The 23,028-nt window shown below is 65.0% G+C and carries 22 protein-coding genes; 6 read left to right on the forward strand and 16 right to left on the reverse strand.

What is annotated here, in order from left to right; genetic code table 11:
* From G6N43_RS22505 to G6N43_RS22545, 9 genes are all read right to left on the reverse strand, one after another.
* Complete coding sequence (locus tag G6N43_RS22505; protein WP_083150312.1) at positions 1-1,140, reverse strand: virulence factor Mce family protein; 1,140 nt, start codon at positions 1,138-1,140, stop codon at positions 1-3.
* Positions 1,137-2,462, reverse strand: coding sequence for a virulence factor Mce family protein (locus G6N43_RS22510; protein WP_083150311.1), 1,326 nt, complete (start codon positions 2,460-2,462; stop codon positions 1,137-1,139). Before G6N43_RS22510 ends, G6N43_RS22505 begins: the two co-directional genes overlap by 4 nt.
* Complete coding sequence (locus G6N43_RS22515; RefSeq protein WP_083150441.1) at positions 2,462-3,754, reverse strand: MCE family protein; 1,293 nt, start codon at positions 3,752-3,754, stop codon at positions 2,462-2,464. Before G6N43_RS22515 ends, G6N43_RS22510 begins: the two co-directional genes overlap by 1 nt.
* Complete coding sequence (locus G6N43_RS22520; RefSeq protein WP_083150310.1) at positions 3,751-4,779, reverse strand: MCE family protein; 1,029 nt, start codon at positions 4,777-4,779, stop codon at positions 3,751-3,753. The genes G6N43_RS22515 and G6N43_RS22520 overlap by 4 nt, the downstream gene beginning before the upstream one ends.
* 29 nt (positions 4,780-4,808) lie before the next feature.
* Entirely contained in the window at positions 4,809-6,173 is a 1,365-nt protein-coding gene (locus G6N43_RS22525; protein WP_083150309.1) for an MCE family protein, read from the reverse strand.
* Between the two features lie 4 nt (positions 6,174-6,177).
* Complete coding sequence (locus G6N43_RS22530; protein WP_179968055.1) at positions 6,178-6,975, reverse strand: ABC transporter permease; 798 nt, start codon at positions 6,973-6,975, stop codon at positions 6,178-6,180.
* 53 nt (positions 6,976-7,028) lie between these two features.
* Positions 7,029-7,721 (reverse strand): MlaE family ABC transporter permease, encoded by a 693-nt coding sequence (locus tag G6N43_RS22535; protein ID WP_407664921.1) that lies wholly within the window; start codon positions 7,719-7,721, stop codon positions 7,029-7,031.
* A 459-nt stretch (positions 7,722-8,180) separates the two neighbouring features.
* On the reverse strand, positions 8,181-8,834 hold the full coding sequence (locus tag G6N43_RS22540) for a TetR family transcriptional regulator (protein ID WP_083150307.1): 654 nt from the start codon (positions 8,832-8,834) through the stop codon (positions 8,181-8,183).
* A gap of 242 nt (positions 8,835-9,076) precedes the next feature.
* On the reverse strand, positions 9,077-10,636 hold the full coding sequence (locus G6N43_RS22545; RefSeq protein ID WP_083150306.1) for an aldehyde dehydrogenase family protein: 1,560 nt from the start codon (positions 10,634-10,636) through the stop codon (positions 9,077-9,079).
* Positions 10,637-11,040: 404 nt separating this feature from the next.
* On the opposite strand from G6N43_RS22545, the gene G6N43_RS22550 reads away from it, so the two are divergent.
* The 5 genes from G6N43_RS22550 (at position 11,041) to G6N43_RS22570 (ending at position 14,722) form a co-directional block, all read left to right on the forward strand.
* The gene (locus tag G6N43_RS22550) at positions 11,041-11,235 is read left to right on the forward strand and encodes a ferredoxin FdxE (protein ID WP_083150305.1); all 195 of its coding nucleotides are present in this window, start codon (positions 11,041-11,043) and stop codon (positions 11,233-11,235) included.
* A gap of 59 nt (positions 11,236-11,294) precedes the next feature.
* The gene (locus G6N43_RS22555) at positions 11,295-11,921 is read left to right on the forward strand and encodes a TetR/AcrR family transcriptional regulator (protein WP_083150304.1); all 627 of its coding nucleotides are present in this window, start codon (positions 11,295-11,297) and stop codon (positions 11,919-11,921) included.
* A gap of 203 nt (positions 11,922-12,124) precedes the next feature.
* A complete protein-coding gene (locus G6N43_RS22560; RefSeq protein ID WP_234810046.1) occupies positions 12,125-12,559 on the forward strand; it encodes an SDR family oxidoreductase in 435 nt (144 codons plus the stop codon).
* Between the two features lie 7 nt (positions 12,560-12,566).
* On the forward strand, positions 12,567-13,214 hold the full coding sequence (locus tag G6N43_RS22565) for a TetR/AcrR family transcriptional regulator (RefSeq protein WP_083150302.1): 648 nt from the start codon (positions 12,567-12,569) through the stop codon (positions 13,212-13,214).
* Between the two features lie 59 nt (positions 13,215-13,273).
* Positions 13,274-14,722, forward strand: coding sequence for an aldehyde dehydrogenase (locus G6N43_RS22570; protein ID WP_083150301.1), 1,449 nt, complete (start codon positions 13,274-13,276; stop codon positions 14,720-14,722).
* Between the two features lie 4 nt (positions 14,723-14,726).
* Here G6N43_RS22570 and G6N43_RS22575 read toward each other — a convergent pair whose 3' ends face one another.
* From G6N43_RS22575 to G6N43_RS22605, 7 genes are read right to left on the reverse strand one after another with little or no spacing between them, the layout of a single operon-like run.
* Positions 14,727-16,253, reverse strand: a complete 1,527-nt coding sequence (locus tag G6N43_RS22575) for a class I adenylate-forming enzyme family protein (protein ID WP_083150300.1) — start codon at positions 16,251-16,253, stop codon at positions 14,727-14,729.
* A gap of 33 nt (positions 16,254-16,286) precedes the next feature.
* Positions 16,287-17,456 (reverse strand): thiolase C-terminal domain-containing protein, encoded by a 1,170-nt coding sequence (locus G6N43_RS22580; RefSeq protein WP_083150299.1) that lies wholly within the window; start codon positions 17,454-17,456, stop codon positions 16,287-16,289.
* A complete protein-coding gene (locus G6N43_RS30960; RefSeq protein WP_083150298.1) occupies positions 17,453-18,211 on the reverse strand; it encodes a Zn-ribbon domain-containing OB-fold protein in 759 nt (252 codons plus the stop codon). Before G6N43_RS30960 ends, G6N43_RS22580 begins: the two co-directional genes overlap by 4 nt.
* A complete protein-coding gene (locus tag G6N43_RS22590; RefSeq protein ID WP_083150297.1) occupies positions 18,208-19,089 on the reverse strand; it encodes a hypothetical protein in 882 nt (293 codons plus the stop codon). The genes G6N43_RS30960 and G6N43_RS22590 overlap by 4 nt, the downstream gene beginning before the upstream one ends.
* Before the next feature lie 4 nt (positions 19,090-19,093).
* Positions 19,094-20,269 carry an aromatic ring-hydroxylating oxygenase subunit alpha gene (locus G6N43_RS22595; protein ID WP_083150296.1) on the reverse strand — a complete coding sequence of 392 codons (1,176 nt, stop codon included), beginning with the start codon at positions 20,267-20,269 and terminating at the stop codon, positions 19,094-19,096.
* Between the two features lie 7 nt (positions 20,270-20,276).
* A complete protein-coding gene (locus G6N43_RS22600) occupies positions 20,277-21,506 on the reverse strand; it encodes a cytochrome P450 (RefSeq protein WP_083150295.1) in 1,230 nt (409 codons plus the stop codon).
* 47 nt (positions 21,507-21,553) lie between these two features.
* The gene (locus G6N43_RS22605; protein ID WP_083150294.1) at positions 21,554-22,420 is read right to left on the reverse strand and encodes an SDR family NAD(P)-dependent oxidoreductase; all 867 of its coding nucleotides are present in this window, start codon (positions 22,418-22,420) and stop codon (positions 21,554-21,556) included.
* A 276-nt stretch (positions 22,421-22,696) separates the two neighbouring features.
* On the opposite strand from G6N43_RS22605, the gene G6N43_RS22610 reads away from it, so the two are divergent.
* A complete protein-coding gene (locus G6N43_RS22610; protein ID WP_083150293.1) occupies positions 22,697-22,957 on the forward strand; it encodes a helix-turn-helix domain-containing protein in 261 nt (86 codons plus the stop codon).
* Positions 22,958-23,028 lie beyond the last annotated feature (71 nt).

Here is a 23,028-nt window from a genome sequence, read left to right on the forward strand (position 1 = left end):
TCACGGCCCCTGATCTAGGCGGTAGGGAGCCACCAGCGGATTCGACGCCGTGTAGGGGCTCGGTAGCTGGCCGATGGTGCGGCCCCACTGCAACTCCAGCTCGGTGAGGTCGCCTTCCCACCTCGTGCCGGTGAACAGATTGTTGTCGATGCGACTCAGCGTCAGGTCGACAATCGCGGTGATGTTGGCGTAGTCACCGCGAATCCAGTTGTCCAGCGGTCCCTTTGGCCACGGGAAGGTGCCGATGAAGTCCAAGGAGCGGGTCAGATCCGGCCCCGCGTCGGCGAGCGATCGCAGCACGGGTGCTACCGCTTTGAGTTCCTTGACCAGATTCTCTTTGCTCTGGTTCACGGTGTCTGCGGCCAGCGCACTGAACTTGCCGAGCGCATCGACGGCTTCCGTGAGGCGCTCACGCTGCTCGGCGAGGACGGCCAGGGCATCGGGAATGGTGTGTAACGCTTTGTCCAACACCGGCTTCTGCTCAGCCAACTGGCTGACCAGCCCGTTGAAGCTCTCGGTAGCCGCGATGATGTCACCCGTTTGGGAATTCAGGCGGGCGGTGAACTGATCGATTTGTTCGATCAGACTGCGCAGGTCGGCCTCGCGGTCTCGGAACGCCGTGGCGAATGCCGCGGTGATGTCCTGTACCTGGCCGACGCCGCCACCGTTCAGTAAGAGCGATAGCGCCGCCAGGGTCTGATCGGTGCCCGGATAGGCACCGGCGTTCGCCAGCGGGATCAGTGAGCCATTGTGCAGCTTTCCTTGTGGTGGCGCATCGGCGGGAGGAGCCAGCTCGATATGCAACGAACCGAGCAGGCTGGTCTGGCCGACTGTCGCAGTTGCGTTGGCCGGCAGGTCGACATCGCCGTTGAGGGTCATCGTGACCAACGCGTGCCATCCCTGGCGTTCGATCTTGGTGATCGTGCCCACGTTCGCGTCGCCCACGCGAACCCTGGAGTTCTGTTGGATGTAGCCGACATCGGGCAGTTGCGCCTGGACCACATAGGAGCCCGGTCCGCCGCCCTCGGTGCCGGGCAGCGGCAGGGAGTTCAGACCGTGCCACTCACAGCCTGCCAGCGCGGCGGCGACAATCACCGAGATCACGCTGACGATGCAGCGCGTCAGCCGATCCCACCTCATGAGCCACCCCCTGGGGGAACCATCATGCCCGGCAGACCCGCGGCGGGGTCGGTGGCGACAGCGGGCGCCGCAGCAGGAGCCGGCGCAGCGGGCGGTTGAGCCTCGGCTGCCAACGGCGGTGCCGTATTGGGTTGTGCCGCAGGCGGGGACGGCCGATAGTCGGGTCGCAACCAGTCCTCGGAGTAGGTGAGCTCATTCGGGCGCGCCGATTGGCCGACGACGTAGTTCGCGCCCAACGGCAGGAAGTTGTACTGGCGGTTCTTGATGATCGGCGCCAGGTATTGAACGCACAACTTCGCCGACTGTTCGTTGTTCAGTCGCGACGCCGCCTGGATCCCCCCGCACAGGAACGAGATCGGGTTCGCGAAGTTCTGCAGTGTCAGCGCACCGGTGATGCCCTGCTGGGTCGGCTGATAGATGTTGATGAAGTTCTGCAGAGTGTTCGGAAACAGGTGCAGCGACTGTTCGACGTCGTCGATGCTGTCGTGGACGGCGGTGGTGATCGACGCAAGTTGGTCGGTGGTCGTTCCCAACGCTTCGCGGTTCTCGGAGATGAACTGGGTTGTCGCGGCGACGACGTCGTTGAGGTCCTTGACCGCAGTGCCGACGGAATCCGGGGAACTGGCCAGCGAACCCGTCACCGAGGCGAGATTGTCGTTGAGTTGACGCAGCAGTGCCGCGCTGTCGTGTAGCGCGGACACCACCACCGACAGGTTCTTGACCGTCGAGAACATGTCGTTGCTGTGATCCCCGAGTATCGACAGCGCCTGGGACAGCTTGGTGATCGTGTCGCGGATGTTCACGCCCTGCCCGCGGAGATTGTTCGCGGCGGTGTCGATGAGCGCCCCGAGGGTGCTCACCCCGCCGGGCTCGGTGGGTTGGAGTGCGTCGGTGAGCTTTTCGAGCTGAAGGCGAAGGTCGTCCCACTCCAGCGGCACTGCCGTGCGGCTCTGCGGGATGACCGCGCCATCGCTCATTTTGGGCCCGCCGGTGTAGGCCGGGGTCAGCTGGATCGCACGCGACGTCACCAGCTGCGGTGACACGATCGCGGCCTTCGCGTCGGCAGGCACCGCGTACTTGTCTTCGATCCAGAACGTGATCTTCACTTGCTCGGGCTGCGGTTCGATGCGCTCGACGCGCCCGACGGGCACTCCGAGAATGCGCACCTCGTCGTTGGTGAACAAGCCGTTGCTGTTCTCGAAGTAGGCCACGACATGGAACCGGTTCAGGGCGTCGATCGCCCGCACAACCACGATGACGCCGCCGATCAGCGTCAGGACGAGCGCGATCGCCACGCCACCGCGTAAACCGCGTGACTTCATCACTGCCCTCCCTCACTCGGTGACAATGACGCCGGGGCAGGCGCGGGCGGCCCCGGCGGCGGACCCCCTGGCGGGGGCGCCGGCAGCGGCTCCCGGTACGGATAGCACCCGGTGGGGCCGGGCAGGGGCAGACCCGGCGGACCGCAGCCCTGATCGCCTGGGTTGCCGGTGATCGCGTCGGGCACGGTGAGCCGCGGCTCTCCGCCCTGACCCGTCCGCGGATACGGCATCGGCAGGGCGGGCGTGGCCTGTTGGCCAACCTGCGGGTCGGTGCGCTGAGACGGCAACAACACGTTGGGATCCAGGCCGAGGTCTGAGAATGCGGCATCGACGAACGGCTGGATGAACTGTCCCGGAATCAAGTTGGCGATATACGCCTTGAAAAAGGGACCTGACGCGACGGATTCACCCAGCGACATGGCGTACTGATTCAAGAACTTGATGGCTTGCTGGAGTCCGGCTTTGCGGTTGTCGACCATCGCCAGGACGACGTTCAGCTTGTCCAACGCGGGACGCAGTTGCGCCTGGTTGTCGGCGATGAAGCCCGACAACTGCTCGGCGAGTGCCGAGAGGTTACCCGAAATCTGTTCCAGTGCAGCGCTTTGTGTGCGCAGCTCGCCCAACAACGCGTTGCTGTTGGCGACCACATTGGCCACCTGGTCGGCGCGCTCCGACAACACCGAGGTGGCCTTGTTGACGTTGGCGAGGAGGTTGCGAATTGCCGAATCGCGCGCGTCCAGCGTTTGAGCAAAGCGCCCGACGCCCTGGACCGCGGCCTGCACATTCGGCGGAGTGTTGCGGAACGTGTCCGCCAGCGTGGCCAGCGCGTCGGAGACCGCATCGGTGTTCAGCTCGTCGATCGTCGCCGACAGGTCTCCGAGTGCATCGGGCAGTTGGTAGGGCGACTCGGTCCGCTCGAGGGGGATGGCGCCTTCGAGATGTCCTCCGCCGCGGGGCGTGATTTCGAGCACCTTGGCGCCGAGCAGACTCTTGGTCCTGATGTTCGCTTCGCTCTGCTCGCCGAGCCGCACGTCGCTCTTGACATCGAAGGTGACCAGTACCCGCGCCCCCTCCAGATCTACTGACGACACCTCACCCACGCGATAGCCGGCGACTTGCACAGCGGCACCGGGCCGCAGGCCTCCTGCCTCGGCGAAGTACGCCGAGTAGCTCTCGGTGCTGTTGATGAAGGGCAACTTGTCGTACTGCAGCGCGATCGTCACGAGGGCGGCGGTCACCGAAAGCCCCACCGCGCCAATGACGAACAGATTGCGTTCCTGGAATGACTTCACTTCGGCGCGCACCGTCCCGTGCTCTGCCCCGCCAGTTTGACGTAGACCGGCTGACCACCCTTGCCGTTGACCTTCAGCACCAGGTCGCACAGATAGAAGGTGAAGAAGTCGCCCATGATGCCCAGCCGGCTGAGGACCTTGTAGGACTGCGGCAGCGTCTCGAGGTAATGGTCGAACCACTCGTGATCGGCGGCGATGATGGCGGCCACCCGATCGGTCTGTGCCACCGTGTCTTTGGCCGCTGGCCGGGCCTGCACCAGCAGGTCGGCGATCGTCGCCGACGCAGCGTTCGTGTAGGCCACGGCGTTGGCGATGTCGGTTCGGCGGGCCGCCAACCCCTCCGTGAGTTGCGACAGTGAGTCGACCGCCTTGGCGAACTGCGCACTTTGACCGCCGAAGGAACCCACGACCGCATTGAGGTTGTTGATCACCTGGCCGATGAGCTCATCACGGTCGGCGAGGGTGTTGGTGACTACGGCTGCCTGTTGAAGGAATGAGCCGATGGTGGCTCCCTCACCTTGAAATGCCGAGATCAGCTGCCCCGACAGCGCATTGACCTGTTCTGGGTCCAGCGCCTTGAACAGCGGACGGAAGCCGCCGAGCAGGGTGTCGAGATCCAGCGCCGGCTCGGTCCGGTTCACCGCGATCGTGCCGCCGGGATTGAGGCGCTTGCCACCACCCGATCCCTCCAACAGTGCGAGGTATCGATCACCGATGGGGTTCTCCCAGCGGATCGCGGCCTTGGTCGCGTCGGTGAGAGCGACGGTCGGGTCTGCGGTGAACTCGACGACGGCCTGGGAATTCTGGTCGATGGAGATGTTCTTGACCTTGCCGACCTCCACACCGGCGATGCGGACGAAGTCGCCGGCGGCCAACCCGCTCACGTCGGTGAACTCGGCGCGGTACACCTGCTCGTCGGAGAAGCGGAACTGCGAGAAGATCGCCAGCAGTCCCGCCGTCCCCACCAGGCACACCGCCACGAAGACGGTGAAGCTGATGGCGGCGCGCCTCAGGTTGCTGTTCACGGGTTTACATTCCTCGGATCAATGGGGGCTCACGGTGACGGCGGTGACGCCTGTGCGGGCGGTGGAGGCGCCTGCGGCAGGCCCGGCCAGAGCGGGGTGCCGTCGGCGGCGTACCAGGGTGCCCCGTAGGGCGGCCCTCCCGGATACGGGGGCGGCGGTCCCGGCGCAGGACCTGGCAGGCACTCCCCCACGTGCGGCGGTTCCGGAATCGCACGGGTGACCGGGAAGTAGTCGGCCGAACACGTCCGTCCGATACCGGGGTTCGGACGCCAGTCCAGCCCTCTGCCGAAGCCCGTGTTCGTAATCAATTGGCGAACAGGGAAGTTCTTCGCCACGTCGGGCAATGAACCGCAGCCCGGCTTGCCGCCGGGCCCGCCCTTCGCCGCCACGATCGGAAGGTTCTCCGGGTAGCGGTACAGGTCGTCGCCGAACGAGATTCCGGCGTCCAGGAACACGGTGCGACCGTCGCCACCGAACCACTCGTTGCCGGCCTTGTCCAAAAAGACCTTCGCGCCCTGAATCGTGCAGGTGTATTCGGGGTTGTACTTCAGCAGCAGACTCGTCGTCGGTTCGAGCACGTTCACACCGTTGACGATGGTGTCCTTGTTCGGCCCGAGAAGGCCGATCCCGCTGTTGGCGAACCCGATCGTGCTCATCAACAACGCATCGAGGTCGTTGGAGCGATCGCTGATGGTGGCGCTGGTGGTGGTTGCGGCGTCGAGTGTGGAAAGAATGTCCCCCGCCGCGGCACCGTAGGCATCGCTGAAACCCTTGAGCGAGCGCCAATCCGCCGCGACGGTGTCCATCCGCGGATTCAGTGCGAGCAACACCTGATTGGCATCCGTCGTCGCTTGACCGATGCGTTCGCCCTTACCGCGCACCCCGTCCGCGAGGGCGGTCAGCACCGCGTTGATTTTCGACACGTCGATCTGGTCGAGCAGCCCCACCAGGTTGTCGAACACGGTGTTGACCTCGGTGGTGACGTTGCGCGAGTGCAGCACTTCACCGGCGGTCAATCGCTTCGGGCTCGGATTCTCGGGATAGATGAGGTCGACGTACTTGGCGCCAAAGGCGGTCGTGGCCTTGATCTCTGCCTCGACGTTGGCCGGAATCCGCTCGGCCTGGTCCGGAAAGATCTCCAGCTTCAGGCTCGTCGGTTGGCGGCCGCCGTTGACACCGGCGACGCGGCCCACTTCGACTCCCCGCATCTTCACCTTGGCGCCGGACTCCATCACCAAACCGGTGCGCTCCGAGACCAATGTGACCGGCAGGTAGCTCTTGAAGGTGCCTGCGAACAACGCCGAACACACCGCGACCACCGCGGCGATGGTCCCGAACATGCCTGCGGCCCACCACAGCGGGTGGATACGCTCTGCACGCTGCGCGAGGGTCATCCCACTATCCGCTGAGGTGGAAATTGCCGGACTGACCGTAGATGGCCAACGATACGAACAGGACAACGAACACCGCGGCGATCATGGACGTGCGGACGGCCCGTCCGACTGCTTCACCGACTCCGGCCGGTCCACCGGATGCGGTGTAGCCGTAATAGGTGTGCACCAACATGATCACGATGGCCATCACCACCGCCTGGAAGAACGACCAGATGATGTCGGTCGGCTGCAGAAACGTATTGAAGTAGTGGTCGTAGACGCCGCTGGACTGGCCGTAGACGACGGTCGTGCCGAAGCGGGCGGCGAGAAAGGCCGTGATCATCGCGACGCAGTACAACGGCATCACGACGATCACCCCGGCGACCACCCGGTTGGAGGCGAGGTACGCCACCGAGCGCACCCCCATGACCTCCAACGCGTCGATCTCCTCATTGATCCGCATCGCGCCCAGCTGGGCGGTGGCACCGGCTCCGATCGTTGCCGCCAATGCGATTCCGGCGATCACCGGCGCAATCAGCCGGACGTTGAAGAACGCGGATGCGAATCCCGTGAGGGCCTCGACACCTACGTTGGCGAACTGGTTGTACCCTTGCACGGCCACCAGCGCTCCGGTCGACAGCGTCAGAAATCCGACGATGACCACGGTGCCACCGATGATCGCCAATGCACCTGTTCCCAAACTCATTTGGGCGATCAGTCGCACCATCTCACCGTTGTAATGGGCGATCCCGTCGCGGATTGACACCAGCGTCTGGAAGTAGAACTGTGCCTGCTTCCCGATACGTTCGAGCCCTACCGTCATGCTGCTGACGGCACGGCGGACCCGCGGATGCTGCTTACTGGGCAGCGTCGCGCTCACAGCGTTGCCTTAACACCGACGGCCGTGGCGACGATGTTGATCGCGAACAACGCCACGAAGGTGAATACGACGGTTTCGTTGACTGCGTTGCCGACACCGGCGGGGCCGCCGCCGACAGACACGCCCTTGTAACACGCAATCAATCCGGCTGCCAGGCCGAACAGAGTCGACTTGATCAGCGCGACAACAACGTCCGCAGCCGAGGTGATGACAGTGAGGCCGCCGACAAAGGAGCCCGGTGTCACGTGTTGCACGAACACCGAAAAGGCAAAGCTTCCAACAAGGCCGACCAGAATCACCACCGACGACAGCAGTGTCGCCACCACGGTCGCCGCGAGCACGCGTGGGACCACCAGCGCCTGAATCGGATTGACGCCCATCACTCGCAGCGCATCCAGCTCTTCGCGGATCGTGCGGGCACCCAGATCGGCGCACATGGCCGTCGCGCCGGCTCCGGATACGACGAGCACCGTCACCACCGGACCGATCTGGGTCACCGTCCCGTATGCGGCGCCGGTACCCGAGTAGTCCGCGGCACCGAATTCCACCAACAGGATGTTGAAGGTGAAGATCAAAAGGACGGTGAATGGGATCGCCAGCATCAAAGTCGGCACCAACGACACACGAGCCACGAACCACGCCTGCAGCAAGAACTCCCGCCAAGCAAACGGCCGCCGGGGAATCAGCATGAACACGTCGAGGGCCAAAGCGAAGAAGCCGCCCACTGCTCCGATCGGCTTGGCTGCCTTCGCCGCGGCTATCTTGTCGAGCCCGGTCCTGATGCGACCCCTTCCGGCGACGCGGATTGCGCCCGGCCCGTCATCGAGTTGCGTCACCGGCGCTCCTGGACCAGCTGCCCGAATGAGGCGCTGGGACCGAAGTCCCGGCTCCCAGGGTCGTCATTAGCACCGGCCTCACCCGCCAGGCGCGCGCTTCGCTTCGCCATGCCCAAACTCATGCTTGACCCCTCATGAAGTGCAGGAATGTTGACTCAAACCTAACGCGATGCGGTTTACCCATGCCGAGGGGTTAATCTACTACCAATAGGTTTAGTTGCCAAGTCCCCTGATGCGAGGCGGTTCACGCAGGCTCGGTGAATATGGCGGCAAACACTGCTCGCCGGGACGGCTGATGAGCCGACGGGTGAGTCAGGCCGACGTTTCCTCGGTGGCGCGCTCGTAGGTGTCGTTGACCATCACGCCATAGAGGAAGCTGCGGATCCGCTCGGCGAACAACTCCTTGACAGTGAGTTCGTTCGCTTCCAGCGCCGCGGTGAGGTTCGGATGATCCTCGGCATTCACCGAGGGAAAGAGGGCTTGCCGGGTACGTGGACGGCGAGCCGCTTCGGCCAGCACGGCGCCGACGCAGAGCGTTTCGACGCCGTCGAGGATCTGCACGTGCAGATGCACCGGCACACCCGAATCGTGCAGGAAGCGCGCGGCGTCTTCGAAGCCGGGGATGAGCGTTTCCCGTGGCAGGTGCTCGATGAGAATTGTCGCCGCGTTTCGATGCCGCAGCACCGACTGGCGGAAGTTCAGCCCCAGGCTGACGAAGTACTCGGGCCAGTCCGGCCCTGGTGGGCGTCGCGGCCGAATGACGGACTTACCCGCGATGTGGCGCGCCACCGCGATCAGAATCTCGTCCTTGCTGCTGAAGTGGTGATAAAGCGATGGGGCCCGCACGCCGAGATGGGCGGCGAGCGCCGGCAAGGTCAAGCCGGAGAGACCCTCTTTATCGATGATCTCGATCGAGGCTTCGACGGCGGCCGATCGGCTGATCAGCGGCTTGGAGGGCCGAACCATGTCAGTGGGCTCCTAAACCGTCGGGCTCAGATATGGATGACGTTCACCTAGCGAGTATAGGCAACGAGCAGTCGCCAAAGGTGTTGCCGACGCGGGGGTTCGCCCAACTTCGACGCCGCACGCGTCAACTATGCGCCTGTGAGGGAGCATCTTCGGGCCGTCGACGAGAGTGCGGCTCACCGCCGAAGCCATTCCGGCTTTCCCTACCGCTGAATGGATTCCGCTACCCCGTTGACTCATTCTTATCGCCCGCGTCTACCTAACCGGCGTCGCCAGTCGTGGGCACCTAGCAGCCTGACGGCGCGCGCAATCAACCGGGACCGAGCAGGCACCACCGGATACCACAGCGGTTCGGACTTGAGCGACAGGCGCTCCTCCACCACCGACTGCTGACGGCAGTATTTGAGTACGCCTTGCGGTCCGCCGAACCGCGTGCCGAGTCCGGAGTTCTTCCACCCTCCCATCGGAATTGGCAGCTGGAACGTCGCGACGAGAGCGTTGTTGATCGACACCGATCCAGCTTCGATGCGCCGGGAGATCCGGTCGGCCTTGCGGCGGTCACGGGTCCAGAGGCTGGAACTCAGGCCGTACTCGGAGTCGTTGGCGAGCCTGACGGCCTCGTCGCCGTCGGCAACCCGCATGATCGCCAGCGTCGGACCGAACGTCTCCTCGCGCATACACCGCATGCTGTGGTCGACATCGACCAACACCGTCGGCGCAAAGCCATTGCCTGGTATGCGTTCACCACCTGTGAGGACTCGCGCGCCCTTCGCGACAGCATCGGCGACATGCTCGGCGACGATGTCCACCTGACTCGGCGTCACCATCACGCCGATGTCAGACGCGAAGCTTCCCGGCGCGTCCATCCCCTGTCGCAGGGCCTTGACCTTTTCCGTCACCCGCGCAACGAATTCGTCGTACACAGGAGCCTCCACGTAGACCCGTTCCACACCGACGCACGCCTGTCCCGAGTTGGTCATCCCGCCCCACACCGCCGCTTTGGCGGCGCGCTCGATGTCGGCGTCCGCCAACACAATCAGCGCATCTTTGCCGCCGAGCTCGAGACTGCAGGGAATCAGGCGTTCGGCGCACCGCACCGCGATCGACCGTCCCGTGCGAACCGATCCGGTGAACATCACCATGTCGACTTCGTCGACGACCGCCGCGCCGGCTTCTCGTCCGCCGGTCGCCACCGCCAACACGGGCGGGGCGCCGATCTCGTCGCGCCAGCCGCGGACCACCTCGGACCACGTCAGGGGCGTGACCTCCGAGGGTTTAGACACCACAGCGGCGCCGGCGACCAACGCACCGACGACGTCCATCATCGGTCCGCCCAACGGCCCGTTCCACGGGGTGATCAGGCCGACCAGCTGATGGGGGCGCACCTGCACGCGCAGCTTGCGCACGGCGTTTGCGACGCCCGCAGGCTTGACCTTGCGGTCGGCGAGGAAGCGTTCGGCGTTGGCGGTGAAGTAGTTGATGACGTCGACCGCGACGGACATCTCCAACGATGCGTCGGCCCACGACTTCCCCGTTTCCTGCTGGACGAGGGTCAAGAGCCGCCGCTCGTTGTCGAGCAACCAGTCCAACCACCGCAACAGGTGCGCACTGCGACCGCGGGGCCCGAGGGCCTCCCATTCCGGCTGAGCCCGGCGCAGGTCCGCGCAGATCGCGGCGATGTCGTCGCTACCCAGGTCGGGCACCGTCCCGACGTCACGACCGTCGGCGGGACACCGGACGGTGATCGGTGGGCGCTCCGCCGTCTCACTCGGTCGCCCCTCGACTGCAGCTGGGCCTGACATACTTTGCGCCCCCTAGAGGTCGTAACGTCGACTGTGACTTACCTAATATCGTAAGGTTTTGAGTCGAGACTTGGCAACGGCGGGTCGTGGCACCGCCCGATCGCCTCGTCCACCGGGAATCCAGACGGAATCGAGTCGGCACTGCGGTCCGATCGCTCGGCAAATCAGCAGTTCAACGAGATGGTATGGCGACGATGGACTATCCGATACGGAAATGCCGGCAGTCTCGGACGCCGTTGATCCGGGTCGGCTTCCCGGCGACGACAAGGCACCCAGCCCGCGCCACTGCACCGCCCTGGACGCTCAAACACCTAAAGCCTATAGTTTTAATTCACACGGTGGCGCGCTGCCGCCGAGGCCCGGCGCCTCAGCCCAATCGTCGGTAATTCAAAGGAGAATCGGCAATGAAAGTCCGCCTGGAACGCTCCAAGTGCGCGGGACACGCCCAGTGCTATGCGGTCGACCCCGACCTCTTCCCCATCGACGACGAGGGCTACTCGATTCTCGAGAATCACGAGGTGGCCCCCGGCGACGAGCAATTGATTCGCGACGGTGTCGCGTCCTGCCCCGAATTGGCACTCATCATCGACGAGAACTGACAGCTGACAAATCACGTAATGCTGTAACGTAGCGTCGCGGGTGATCGACAGGAGAACTTATGCCGCGGCGCAAGGACGGCTCCGGCCTGAGCAGAGACGTCGATGAAGCACGCGAACAGATACTCGCTGCCGCCGAGGTCGTGATCCTGCGTTATGGGATCCCCAAGACCACGATGGATGACATCGGCAGGGAAGCCGGGGTTTCCCGCCCGACGGTGTACCGCTACTTCGGCGATCGCGAGGCGCTGGTGGGTGCGCTCATCGAACGCCGTTCGCGGATGCTGTTCGAGCGTGCGCGCACGTTCATTCTGAGTCACGAGACATTCGCCGAGCAGCTGATCGAAGGGCTGGTCTACCTGGTCGATCACGGTCGCAAGGATCCCATCGTTCGCATTCTCGTCAGCCCCGAACACATGGGCATGACTAGGCCGATCGTCGGCGGTTCGAATCTGGCGACCAATCTCACTGCCGAGATGTGGGAGCCGATCTTCCGCCGGGCGATGGAGCGGGGTGAGGTACGCCGCGACCTCGACATCGCCGCTGTCGCCGAATGGCTTGCGCTGGTTCAATTCATCCTCGTGGGCAGGCTCGACTTCGCCAGCCCCGAGGATCCCAACCACCGTGAGATGTTGAGAACGTTTGTGCTGCCTGCCTTCTCGCTGTCCGGCGAACGGGTGACCGCCTGATCGGCAACCTCTTACACCCGTAACAGCCCCGTCGGCCGGCGCCTCTTCTGCGTCCGCCATGCCGACGGATAAGCCGCTGGCCCCACGTCGCGCCCTCAAGGGAATGGACAATTTCGGAATACAAACCTATTCTCATTAGGTTCAGTCGCGCACGCTGAGCAGGTACGACCAAGGAGTGATGCATGTCCACGGGGGTGAATTCGGTGCTCGATCCGTTCAGGCACAACGGATCCGCGACGTACATCACGGGCGCGGACAGCGGGTCGGGAGCCGGATTCGCCGCAGCACGGTCCGGCCCTCAAGTCGTCGTCGCAGGCCGGCGGCGGCAAAAAACCGCCGCAGCGGTACGGGACATCAACCGCTCGCACCGCATCATGTCCACCATCACCCCTGTCTCCCGCGTCGCGCCGATCTCGACCGAAAGCCAGGTCGACTTCCGCTGGGTGATCGAGGTCAACCTATTCAGTGCAAACTCGGCCAAGCGAGCGTGCGGAAGGCTGATGCGTAGCGGCCGCTCGCTCGGCCGCATTGCCACCCGGCGCGCAATGGATACCGCCGCAATGCTTGTCGCGACTGCGGCGTCCAGCTACACCACGGGCTCCACCACCGCCGTTGACGGCGGCACATCAGGTTCCTGAGCATCAGATGGCACGTCCGGCCAAGCCGCTCATCAGCAGAACGGCTGCCATTCACGCCGCGCTCGAAGTCATCGATGCCGACGGCCTTGGCGCGTTCAGTCTTCCGCGACTGGCAGCGCACATGGGTGTACGCGCACCGTCGCTGTACCACCACTTCCGCAGTAGGGACGAAATCATGCTCGGGGTCGCGCGCCACATCGCAGGCCCCGCCGTCGCAACATCCGGTCTGTCGCCGGGACCGGACTGGCCTGAACACTTCGTGGTGCTCGCGTCCAACTTTCGGAAATCCATTCTGAGATATCCGAAGGCGGCACCGCTCCTGTTGCATTACCCGCCACGCGATTTGGTCCTTGGCGGGTACGAAGGCGCGATCAACTTCCTGCGCGATTCGGGAGTTCCGGACGAACTGCACATCAGGATCATCGACGGCATGGAAACGTTGGCGGTGGGCGCCGTGCTCATCGAGGCGATCGACGCCGCCCAAAACAGATCGAGAAGCTTCCGCGGCGTGGATCCAGCGCGCGCGCCGATGCTGGCCGACGCCGTCGAGGCATGCCGGCTCGGGCCCGACGAGCTATTCGAGGCCAAGGTGCGCGGCTTCCTGAGGGGTGTGGTACGCCAGATCCCGAATGCATGCTCCATCAATGCCCCATGACCGATCCGAACGTGCCGTCCTTGCCCAAACCGACGTCCGATTCCGGAGGAACACCTCGAATGACCTCATCCACCGACACGCCACGACTGTTCATCGGCGGCGAATTCCGCGAAGCCTCAAAGGTGATTCCGGTATGGGAGGCCGCAACCGGCGAACATCTCGCCGATGGGCCGTGCGCCACCGAAGCTGATATCGACGACGCCGTCTCAGCCGCCAACGGGCCCGACGCGAAGGCATGGTCCACCGCGACCCCGAGCGACCGCGTGGAATTGTTGAAGGGATTCGCGGCGGCGCTGCGGTCACGGGCAGCGGACACCGCGACGCTCGTGAGTCGGGAGAATGGCATGCCGATCACGTTGTCCCGCATGGCGAACGGCGCCTTCCCCGCAGCTCTCGTCAACTATTACGCCAAACTCATCGCGGCTTGGGAGCCCGAGGAGATTCGCCCCGCCCTGATCGGGCACACCATTGTTCGACATGAGCCGATCGGTGTGGTCGGGGCGATCACGCCATGGAACTACCCTCAGCCACTCGCGGTCATGAAGATCGCGCCGGCGCTGGCCGCCGGGTGCAGTGTCGTCCTCAAGGCGGCCCCGGAGACGTCGCTGGACGCGATGGTGTTCGCGGAGGCCGCCGCGGAGGCGGGGCTGCCTGCCGGCGTCCTCAACGTCGTTCCGGGCGACGCGGCGGCAGGCACACACCTCGTCAGCCATCCCGACGTCGACAAAGTCGCCTTCACGGGGTCGACCGCCGCGGGGCGGGCCATCGGTGCCGAATGCGGCAGGCTGATCCGTCCCGTCACCTTGGAACTCGGCGGCAAGTCGGCCGCGGTGATCCTCGACGACGCCGATCTGGACGCCACCATCGCGGGATTGCGCTCGGCATCGTTCGTCAACAACGGCCAGACCTGCCACCTCAGTTCACGGATCCTGGTTCCCCGCTCACGGTACGGCGAATTCGTCGACGCGATCGCAACACTCGCCAAGGAGATGGTCGTTGGCGATCCACTGGCGGACGACACCGAGATCGGCCCTCTCGTCAGCGGCCGGCAGCGGGATCGGGTTCTCGACTACATCGAGGTGGGGAAACGCGAGGGTGCCAAACTGCTTGCCGGCGGGGGTATTCCACAAGATCAACCGCGGGGCTGGTTCGTCGAGCCCACGGTGTTCGCCGATGTCGACAATTCGTACCGTATCGCCCAGGAGGAGATCTTCGGGCCCGTCGTGGTCGTCATCCCCTACACCGACGACCGTGAGGCGGTACGCATCGCGAATACCACCGAATTCGGGTTGGCGGGCACGGTCTGGTCTCAGGACGTCGAACGCGCGACGAACATCGCCCGCGAAATGCACACGGGCACGGTAGGCGTGAACGACTACCAGCTCGACATCCAAGCACCCTTCGGCGGAGTCAAAGCCAGCGGACTGGGACGCGAACTCGGCCCCGAAGGCCTTGCGGCGTACCGCGTGGCCAAGTCGATCTATCGTGTGGGGCCTGCTGACAACTAGCCGCTCAACGCGCCTTGCTGTAGCGCTCGGCGATGTCGCGGTATTCCTCGCGGATCGCCAGTTTGGCGAGCTTGCCGCTGGGCAGCCGGGGCAACGGCTCCGAACGCAGCACCACGTAGCGAGGAACCTTGTAATCGGAAAGGATCTTCTCGCAGTGTGCGATCACGGCGGCTGCGTCCAAACCCTCATGACCCGCCGCCACGGAAATGATCGCCGCCGGCGTCTCACCCCACCGTGGATCAGGCGCGGCGATCACCGCCACCTCCTCGACACCATCGAGGGTCGCGATAGCCGCCTCGAGCTCCACCGGAGAGATGTTGATGCCGCCGGAGATGATCAGGTCCTTGATCCGGTCGACGAACGTGATCCGCCCTTCGGCGTCCGCCACACCGACGTCGCCGCTGTGTAGCCAGCCGTCGCGCATGGCCGCCGCCGTCGACTCCGAGTCCTCCCAGTAGCCGGGGGTGACGCCAGGACCCCGCACCACGAGTTCGCCTTGCTCACCGGCTTCAGCCAGGGCGCCGTCGTCTCGCATCACCCGAACATCGGTGAAAATCGAACCGCTGCCACAGGAATCCGGGTGCTGCAGGGCCTCGTCCTTCAAGGTGGCCGTCGCGACCCCACCGGCCTCCGTCATGCCGTAGATCTGCCGGAGCATCACGCCCTTGTCCGCCCACCGGCGCAGCAGATCGGGAGGCACCGCAGCGCCACCCACGATCGCTGTCTGCAGGCTGCTGAGGTCAGCATTCTCGAATTCCGGTGCCCGAGAGATGGTCTCGAAAATCACCGGCACGCCGAACAGGGCACGCACCTGGCGCTGCTCGATGAGGTTCACCGCCCGCGACGCGTTCAGTTCGGGCTCGATGATCAGTGTGCCACCCAAGATGGTCGTCACGAGCAGCCCGTAGACCAACCCGGGTGTGAAGGCCAGCGGCAGCACCAGCAGCGTCACGGTGCCGGGCCGGAAACCCTCCTCCGTGAGCGTGTTCTCCAGCACGATGTTCAGCAGTGTCTGGTTGGTCAGAATGACGCCCTTGGACAGTCCGGTCGATCCGCTGGTGAAGATGACCGCCACCGGATCGTCGAGATCGCGGTCAATGCAGAAGTCATCCGGCTCACCGTCGCGTACCGCGTCAACGGTGTCGAAACCCAGGACTGCGAATTCCCGACCACTCTCCTTGGCTTCGTGGGCCGTGGCCAGCTGCCCGGGCGCGGCCACCAGCGCGCTCAGGCCGGAGTCATCGGCGACCTTGCGTACTTCGGCGGGCTTGAGCCGCGCGTTGAACGGCACCAGGAGAGCCCCGGTCTTGAGGATGGCCAGCGCCGCGACGGGCCACTGGAGCATGTTGGGCGAAAGCAGTCCGACGCGATCGCCGGGTTTGACGCCGCTGTCGACCAGCTGACGCGCCAGCCTGCTGGACCAATGCTGGATCTCACGGTAGGTCAGCTGATCCTCGCCGACGCGGATGGCCACGTGATCGCCCTTGTTCTTGGCCCACCAGTTCAACGCGGACCCCACTGTGGCGGCCATGATCCTCCTTCATGCCATCCGGCTGGACCGGACTCAGACTGTTTGCAGGCTACCGAACACCGTCGAGCTGACGAGCGGCGCCATGGGCCCACCGATCAGCAGTGAGATATCCGCTCCTGCGACGGGATTCGGTGAGCCACCGCGAATTTGGCGCACGGCCTCTACGGCGAGGCCGATGCCGTGAACAAATCCTTCGGCCATGTTGCCGCCCGACGTGTTGATCGGCAGCCTGCCCCGCTCGACGGTCAGGTTGTCGACCGTCATGAACTCGCCGGCTTCGGGGCCCGGCGGGCACAGCCCGTGGTCGATCATCGCGGCGACCGCAGGGCCGGTGAAGTTCTCGTACACCTGGGCGACGTCGACGTCGGCGGCGCCGATGCCCGCGCCGTCCCACAGTCGCCGCACCATCTCCGGATGAAAACCCGCTGACGTGTAGCGCTCCTCGTTCTCCGTCGACTCGGTCCACCCCGCCGCCGCGCCCTGCACACCTGACAGGATCACGGCGGGCGTGCCTGCGAACTCGCCATGCCGGTCTGTTGCGGCGACGAGAATCGCTGCTGCACCGTCATTTTCGCGAGAGCAGTCGTAGAGGTGCAGCGGCTCGGTGATGAACCTGCTGTTCTCATAAAGGTCGTGGTCGAGCGGTTTCCCGAATGCCACCGCCCGCGGATTGTTCTGAGCGTGGTGGTAGCTGGCCATCGCGACGGCCTCCAGCGCCGACGGCGGTACCCCGTCGACCTCGAGCATCCGCTGGGTGCGCAGCGCGCAGATCTGCGGCGGCGCCATGACGCCGTGCGCGGTGTAGAGCGTGCCCAGGTGTCCCTTGGCGAACGCGCGACGCCCGTCCACGGCTTCGGACAGGCCACGGTACACGGCGACGCAGCGGGCCTGGCCGCTGTAAACGGCTGCGGCCGCGCAGTTGACGGCCGCTGCGAGCGCTCCGCCCCCGCCGCCCCAGATCTGCGTCGACCACCGGACCTCGTGGACGCCCAGGGCTGCGCCGATCGCCAACCCTTCCGACGAGTCCTCGGAGTAGGACACGAACCCGTCGATGGTGCGGGGGTCGCAGCCCGCGTCCGCGCAGGCGGCGAGGATCGCCTGCAGCACCAGTTGCGATGAGGTGAGCTCGCTGGTGCCGCGACGCAGATAGTCGGTCGTCCCGACGCCGACGACCGCGGTCGCACCCCGGAAACCGCTACTCACTGCTGGTCTCCCTCCAGATGCCACCGGATCAGCGGCCAGTGCTCGTCGTCGGGGGGTTGTTCGATCGTTCCGCGCACCGCGGTTCCGATCCTCGGGGTGATCCCGTCGGCGTTTTCGAGCACGCCGAGCAGTCGGCGTCCGCCGGCATGCGGCAGTTCAACGAGCACCACCACATACGGCAGGTGGCCGGTGGCCTCCGGGGTGAACGCCTGCCACGTGCGCGTCCACGAGTAGATGGTGCCGACGGGTTCAACAGGCTCCCAGGCGGTTTCGAAGCTGTGGCAGGTGGGGCAGATCGGTCGCGGAGACCAGATCCAGGTCGCACAGTGTGGGCACCGCTGCATGAGCAGCCGGCCCTCCCGCAGGCCGTCCCAGTGCGGCGCGTCCACGCCGTCCCAGGCGGGGCCGGTGAGGTCGATCCACGGCGCGGTCTCGGGGATGTTGCGGACGCTGAACACCCGCCAACTGCCGTCGCGGTACCGCACCCATCGGCTGCGCAATTCCAACCAGGTGTCATCGGGTTTGGTGTAGCGGATCACCGCGTCGAAGCGCTCGTCTCCGACGTCGGTGATGCGCTGCACCTCGGCAGCCTTGAGCCGGGTAGGCACGTCGGCGGATGCGATCAGCTGACCGATGCGGTCTGGAAGGAAATCGGCCAGCACCGCGGGATTATCCCCAGCGGCAACCGATTTGCCGTGAGCCTCCACGATGCTGGCCAAGTCATTGGGAACGGTGGCGTCGAGGTGGGTGCTCACCGTTGACCACCGAGTTGGAAGCGGACGTCGGTTCTGTCGTGCTGGAAGCCCGCCAAACGGCAGGCGTTGACCCACTCCGTGTCGTCGGAGTCCACGTACATGATGACGCCGCTGAACCCTGCCTCGTGGGCGGTCGCTGCCGCACCGCACAGCAACCGGCGGCGCTCCTGCACCTGCGCGGTGGGCGGGGCGCTCGCCGCGGCGATCGTCGCGCAGCGGGCGAACTCCTCGGAAACGACGGGATCGTAATCGAGTTCGACTGCGCCGACGACGCGCCCGGCCTCGCGCAGTCCGAGCAACTCGCCCGATGTGGAGTCGATCCAGTCGAGCGTCGAGGCGGATAGTTCTTCCAGAACCGGTGCGGCCGTGGCGTCTTCGAACGAATCTGTCGAACGGATGAGCTTCCACACTCGTCGGGTGCGCGGGATGAGGAAACGGTTGCTCAGCCGCCCGGCGGCGGGATGATTGCCTTGCGCCCAGGCCGTGATGGTGTGCGCACCGGTGCCCAACCAGCCGTCGGGCGCTCCCGTATCCAGGCCGACACGTTCGAGGAGCAAGGTGGTGATGCCGATCGACCGCAGCCGCGGATCGACGACGATGGCGGCATCGGCGACGCCATCGTCATCGACATCTAGTCGCATCAGGCCGGCGATCCGCTCGGGATGATCCGCCTCACCAAATGCGCTGCTGTAGGGCAGCATCCAGATGACCAGATGCTTGACCCGACTGTCGGATGCCGCCATCGAGCGCTGGACATCGGCGAAATCGATGGTGCAGTACTCGGGTTCGGCATCGTAGACAGCCGCGCGACTGAGCATGTCCTCCAATTGCGCGGCCTCGTCGGCGTCAAGCTGAGTACGCCACTCATACTTGATCATCGGGCTACGACGCTGCCCCTTCGGCGAGCAGCTTCTTGGTCTCGCGGCGGAACACCTGGTTCGCCGTTTCGTTGCGCCCCAGCAGCATGTCACCGGCATCGGCGCTGGCCATCCCGCGTTGCGAGTTACGCAGCAAGGGGAAGTCCTCGCTGTGCAGAACGGCGAGCAGGATCTGCCAGTTCTTCTCCCACAACTTGTTCCAGTGCTCCTCCTCCATGCCGGAGTCCTCGATCGAGGGCACCATCAGCCGCTGCTCCATGCGCGACTTCGCCGGGTCCTTCTGATCCGGACGGAACGTGAGCAACTGGAAATGATCGGGCTGGCGCAACAACGTGCTGTTGGGCAGGAGGAAATGCGTCTCGGTAACGTACTTGTCCAGCGGCGTGTCGCCGGGATCCTCCTCGAGCCACCTGTCGATCGACTTGCGCGGCGCGATGAAACGGCAGTGCCTTCCGAAGTCCTCGAACGCCATCACGTTGGTGTGGATGATCTTGCCCGCGGTATTGGGGTGGGCGTATTGGATGTGGTAGCCGTCGAGGAAGGCGTCCTGCATGATCTTCCAATTGGTCGGCTCCTCGAAGCCGGCGGACTTGGCGCATACGAGTTTGTCCAACTGGTAGCCGGCGAGGATCGCATCCATCTCCGGGCCCAGCCACGCAGCGACATCGATCTCGGCGTGCGCATTGTCGACGACCCAGATGAACCCGTGCCGCTCCTCGCACGGAATCTCGATGAGGCCATGCTCTTTGCGGTCGATCTCACCGAAGGTGTTGTCACGGGTCACCATGCGCAGTGAACCGTCGGGATCGTAGGACCACCGGTGATACGGGCAGGAGAAGAATCGGCAGCGACCCTTCTCGTTCTCCTCGAGCAGCGCGCCGCGGTGACGGCACAGGTTGACGAAAGCCTTGACACCGCCGTCCTTCTGACGCGCCACGATGATGTTGTTGCGCGGCATCGCGACGGTCAGGAAGTCGTACGGCTTGGCGATCTCCGAGCCGTGCGCCACGATCGAGGGCACCTTACCGAAGATCAGGTCGCGTTCCTGCTGCGCGAGTACCGGATCGGTGAACTCGTCGGCGGAGAAGCCGACCACGTCGTCGAACTTGTCGGTGGTCTCGTTGCGTAACAGCTCGAGTGCGCGGCGGATCCGGTCCTGACGGGGCAATGAGGTGGTCATCTCAGGCTCACTTCTCCGGGGTGAACGTGATCGGCATCCGGGCACAGCCGCGGACCTGGGTGGAGTGCCACACCGGCGGATCGTTCTCCACCAGTGCGTAATCCGGAATGCGGCAGTGCAGCTCTTCCAGCGCGATGGTCAGCTCGATGCGGCCCAGGTGCGAACCGAGGCAACGGTGCACGCCGGCTCCGAAGGACAGGTGCCGGTTCGGGGTGCGGGTGATGTCCAGTGCGTTCGGATCCGTGAACTGCTCGGGATCGCGGTTGGCCGCACACAGCATCAGGATCAACTGGTCGTCTTTGGAGATGTGGACGCCGCCGATCTCGAAGTCGCGTGTGGCGCGGCGGCCCGGGACGACGGCGGCCTCGATGCGCAGGATCTCCTCGACGGCCTTCGGGACGAGCGTCGGGTCGGCAACGAGTGCGGCGCGCTGCTCGGGATTCTTCGAAAGGTGCGCCACGGTCCAGGCCAGCGACCCCTGCACGGTGTGCAGACCACCCATCAGCAGCAGGAAGAACATCCGGAAGAGCTCTTCGTCGTTGAGCAGCTGCTTGCCGTCGGCGAGCTCCACCTCCGTGTGGATCAGCTTGGAGGTGGCGTCGTCACCGGGGTTGGCGCGACGCTCGGCGATGACGTTGTTGAAGTAGCCGGCGACCGTCATCGCGGCCATCATCATGACCTGGTCGGACTCCTCCTTGGTGCCGCCGGGCTTGCCGAACAGCACCGCGTCGGTGGCCTCGGTGAACATCGGCGCATCCGAGATCGGCCAGTCCATCAGCGAGAGGAAGACACGGGCGGGCAGTTCGTGGGCGAACTGAGAGATGAACTCGGCCTCGCCCTTCGGTGCGAACTCGTCGATGAGCTCGTTGACCTGAACCCGGATATCGTCGCTGAGCTTCTTCATCCGCTGCGGGCTGAACAGCGGCTGCAGGGCGTGCCGGTACGCCGTGTGGTCGGGCGGGTCGAGCTCCAGCGGGATGAACCTGCCGAAATCGGCCGGGGTGACCAAGTTGTTCGGGTAGCTCGAGAAGGTCTCCGCGTCGGTGAGGATCTCGTGGATCTCCTTGTAGTGGGTGACGATCCAGTGCCCGCCGTGGTGCGGCGAGTACACGACCGGCCCCTTCTCGGCGAGCTCAGCGACCCGCTCCTGCATAACATCGACAGGCGTGGCCAGGGCCTGGTCGTAGACGTCGAAATCGACCACAAGGTTGGCTGGAACCTTCTCGATTGTCGTCATTTCCGTTGTCTCCGTTCGGAAGTCGTTGGGCTGGGTTACCGTACCGGTCAGGGCACGGGTTCAGGATTCAAGTCCTCGGGGAACCACATCCCGACGCGCGCCAGCGTGCCGCCGTCGGTGGCGCCGATGGTGGCGCCGGAGATGTAGCCGGAGTCGTCGCTGACGAGGAAGAGTGCAACCTTGGCGTTGTCGTCCAGTGACGGCGGCCGGGGCAGCTTGAGCGGAATGGGCGACACGGTCGGGTTCCACGGGCCGGCCGACTCCTCATACGACTGACCGACCACCGGCGCGCCGGGAGGCATGAGGAAGTTCGGCGACATGCCGTGCGTGGGCGCGATCGCGTTGACGCGGATGCCGTACCGGCCCAGGTCCAGGCTCAGACCCCGGACCAGTCCGTTGACCCCCGCCTTCGTCGCGCAGTAGAGCGCGATCTTCGGATAGGCGACCAACGATGCGGCCGACGATGTCGCCAGGATGACGCCGCCGCCGTTGGCCTTCAGGTGCGGTACCGCGGCCTGTGCCGTGTAGATGACGCCGCTCAGATTGGTCCCGAGAACGTGCTGCCAGTCGTCCTCGGTGAGGTCCTCGAACTCCACGGCGTCTTCCAACCCGAGCGCCGCCGCCCCGCCGCGGGACACGATTCCCGCGTTGGCCCAGGCGATGTCGAGCTTGCCGTAGTGCTCGACGGTCTGGTTGACGGCGTCGGTGATCTGTTTCTTGTCGGACACATCCGCCGTGATCGCGATGGCGTCGCCGCCGGCCTGCTCCACCAGCTTGAGGGTCTGCTCAGCCCGGTCGCCGTCGATGTCGACGATGGCCACTCGAGCGCCCTCGCCGGTGAACAACACCGAACAGTGGCGTCCCAGGCCCGAGCCCGCCCCCGTGATCAACGCGACCTTGCCTTGCAGTCTCATGACCCTCCCTTGGGTGATGTGGCGGCTCTCCACGCAATGCTGGCGGCCCGCCTGAACGCGATCCGATGATGCTTGCGGTTTGGTGTCTGTGACCCGCACCACTGACGGTCAAAAACCTTACGGCAATAGGTATAAGACGTCAATCAAGAAATGTCAGCTGACAGAGATCGCGACCATAAGCACAGTTCAGAAGCATTATTAGCTGTCGGATAATGGCTAGCTCGCCGCCGCGGCGCTAAGCATCGTTAGCTTTCGAAGCAGAATCTGCACCGCCCAATGACGATGGCCAGCGCCGCGCAGCAGCTCCATGCCTCCGAGCGGATGCTGCGCCGCCAGCTGGCCAACGCCGGAGAGCATTTCAGCACGGCGCGGGACCGAGTTCGAGAACGCTGCGCAACGTTTCTTCTCCGCGAATCGAAGATGACCGTCGAAGGCATCGCCCACGAGGTCGGCTTCAGTGACGCCCGGGAATTCCGGCGCGCCAACATCCGCTGGACCGGACATCCGCCCACCCATCATCGCCGCCGAACTCTCTAGCACGGGGGATCTCACGGTGGCCCGGACGCGGTCGCGGCGGGTCTGGGCGGCGGAGGAACGGGGCATGCCTC

Origin of the sequence: Mycolicibacterium moriokaense (genome assembly GCF_010726085.1) — a bacterium.
GTDB classification, from domain to species: domain Bacteria; phylum Actinomycetota; class Actinomycetes; order Mycobacteriales; family Mycobacteriaceae; genus Mycobacterium; species Mycobacterium moriokaense.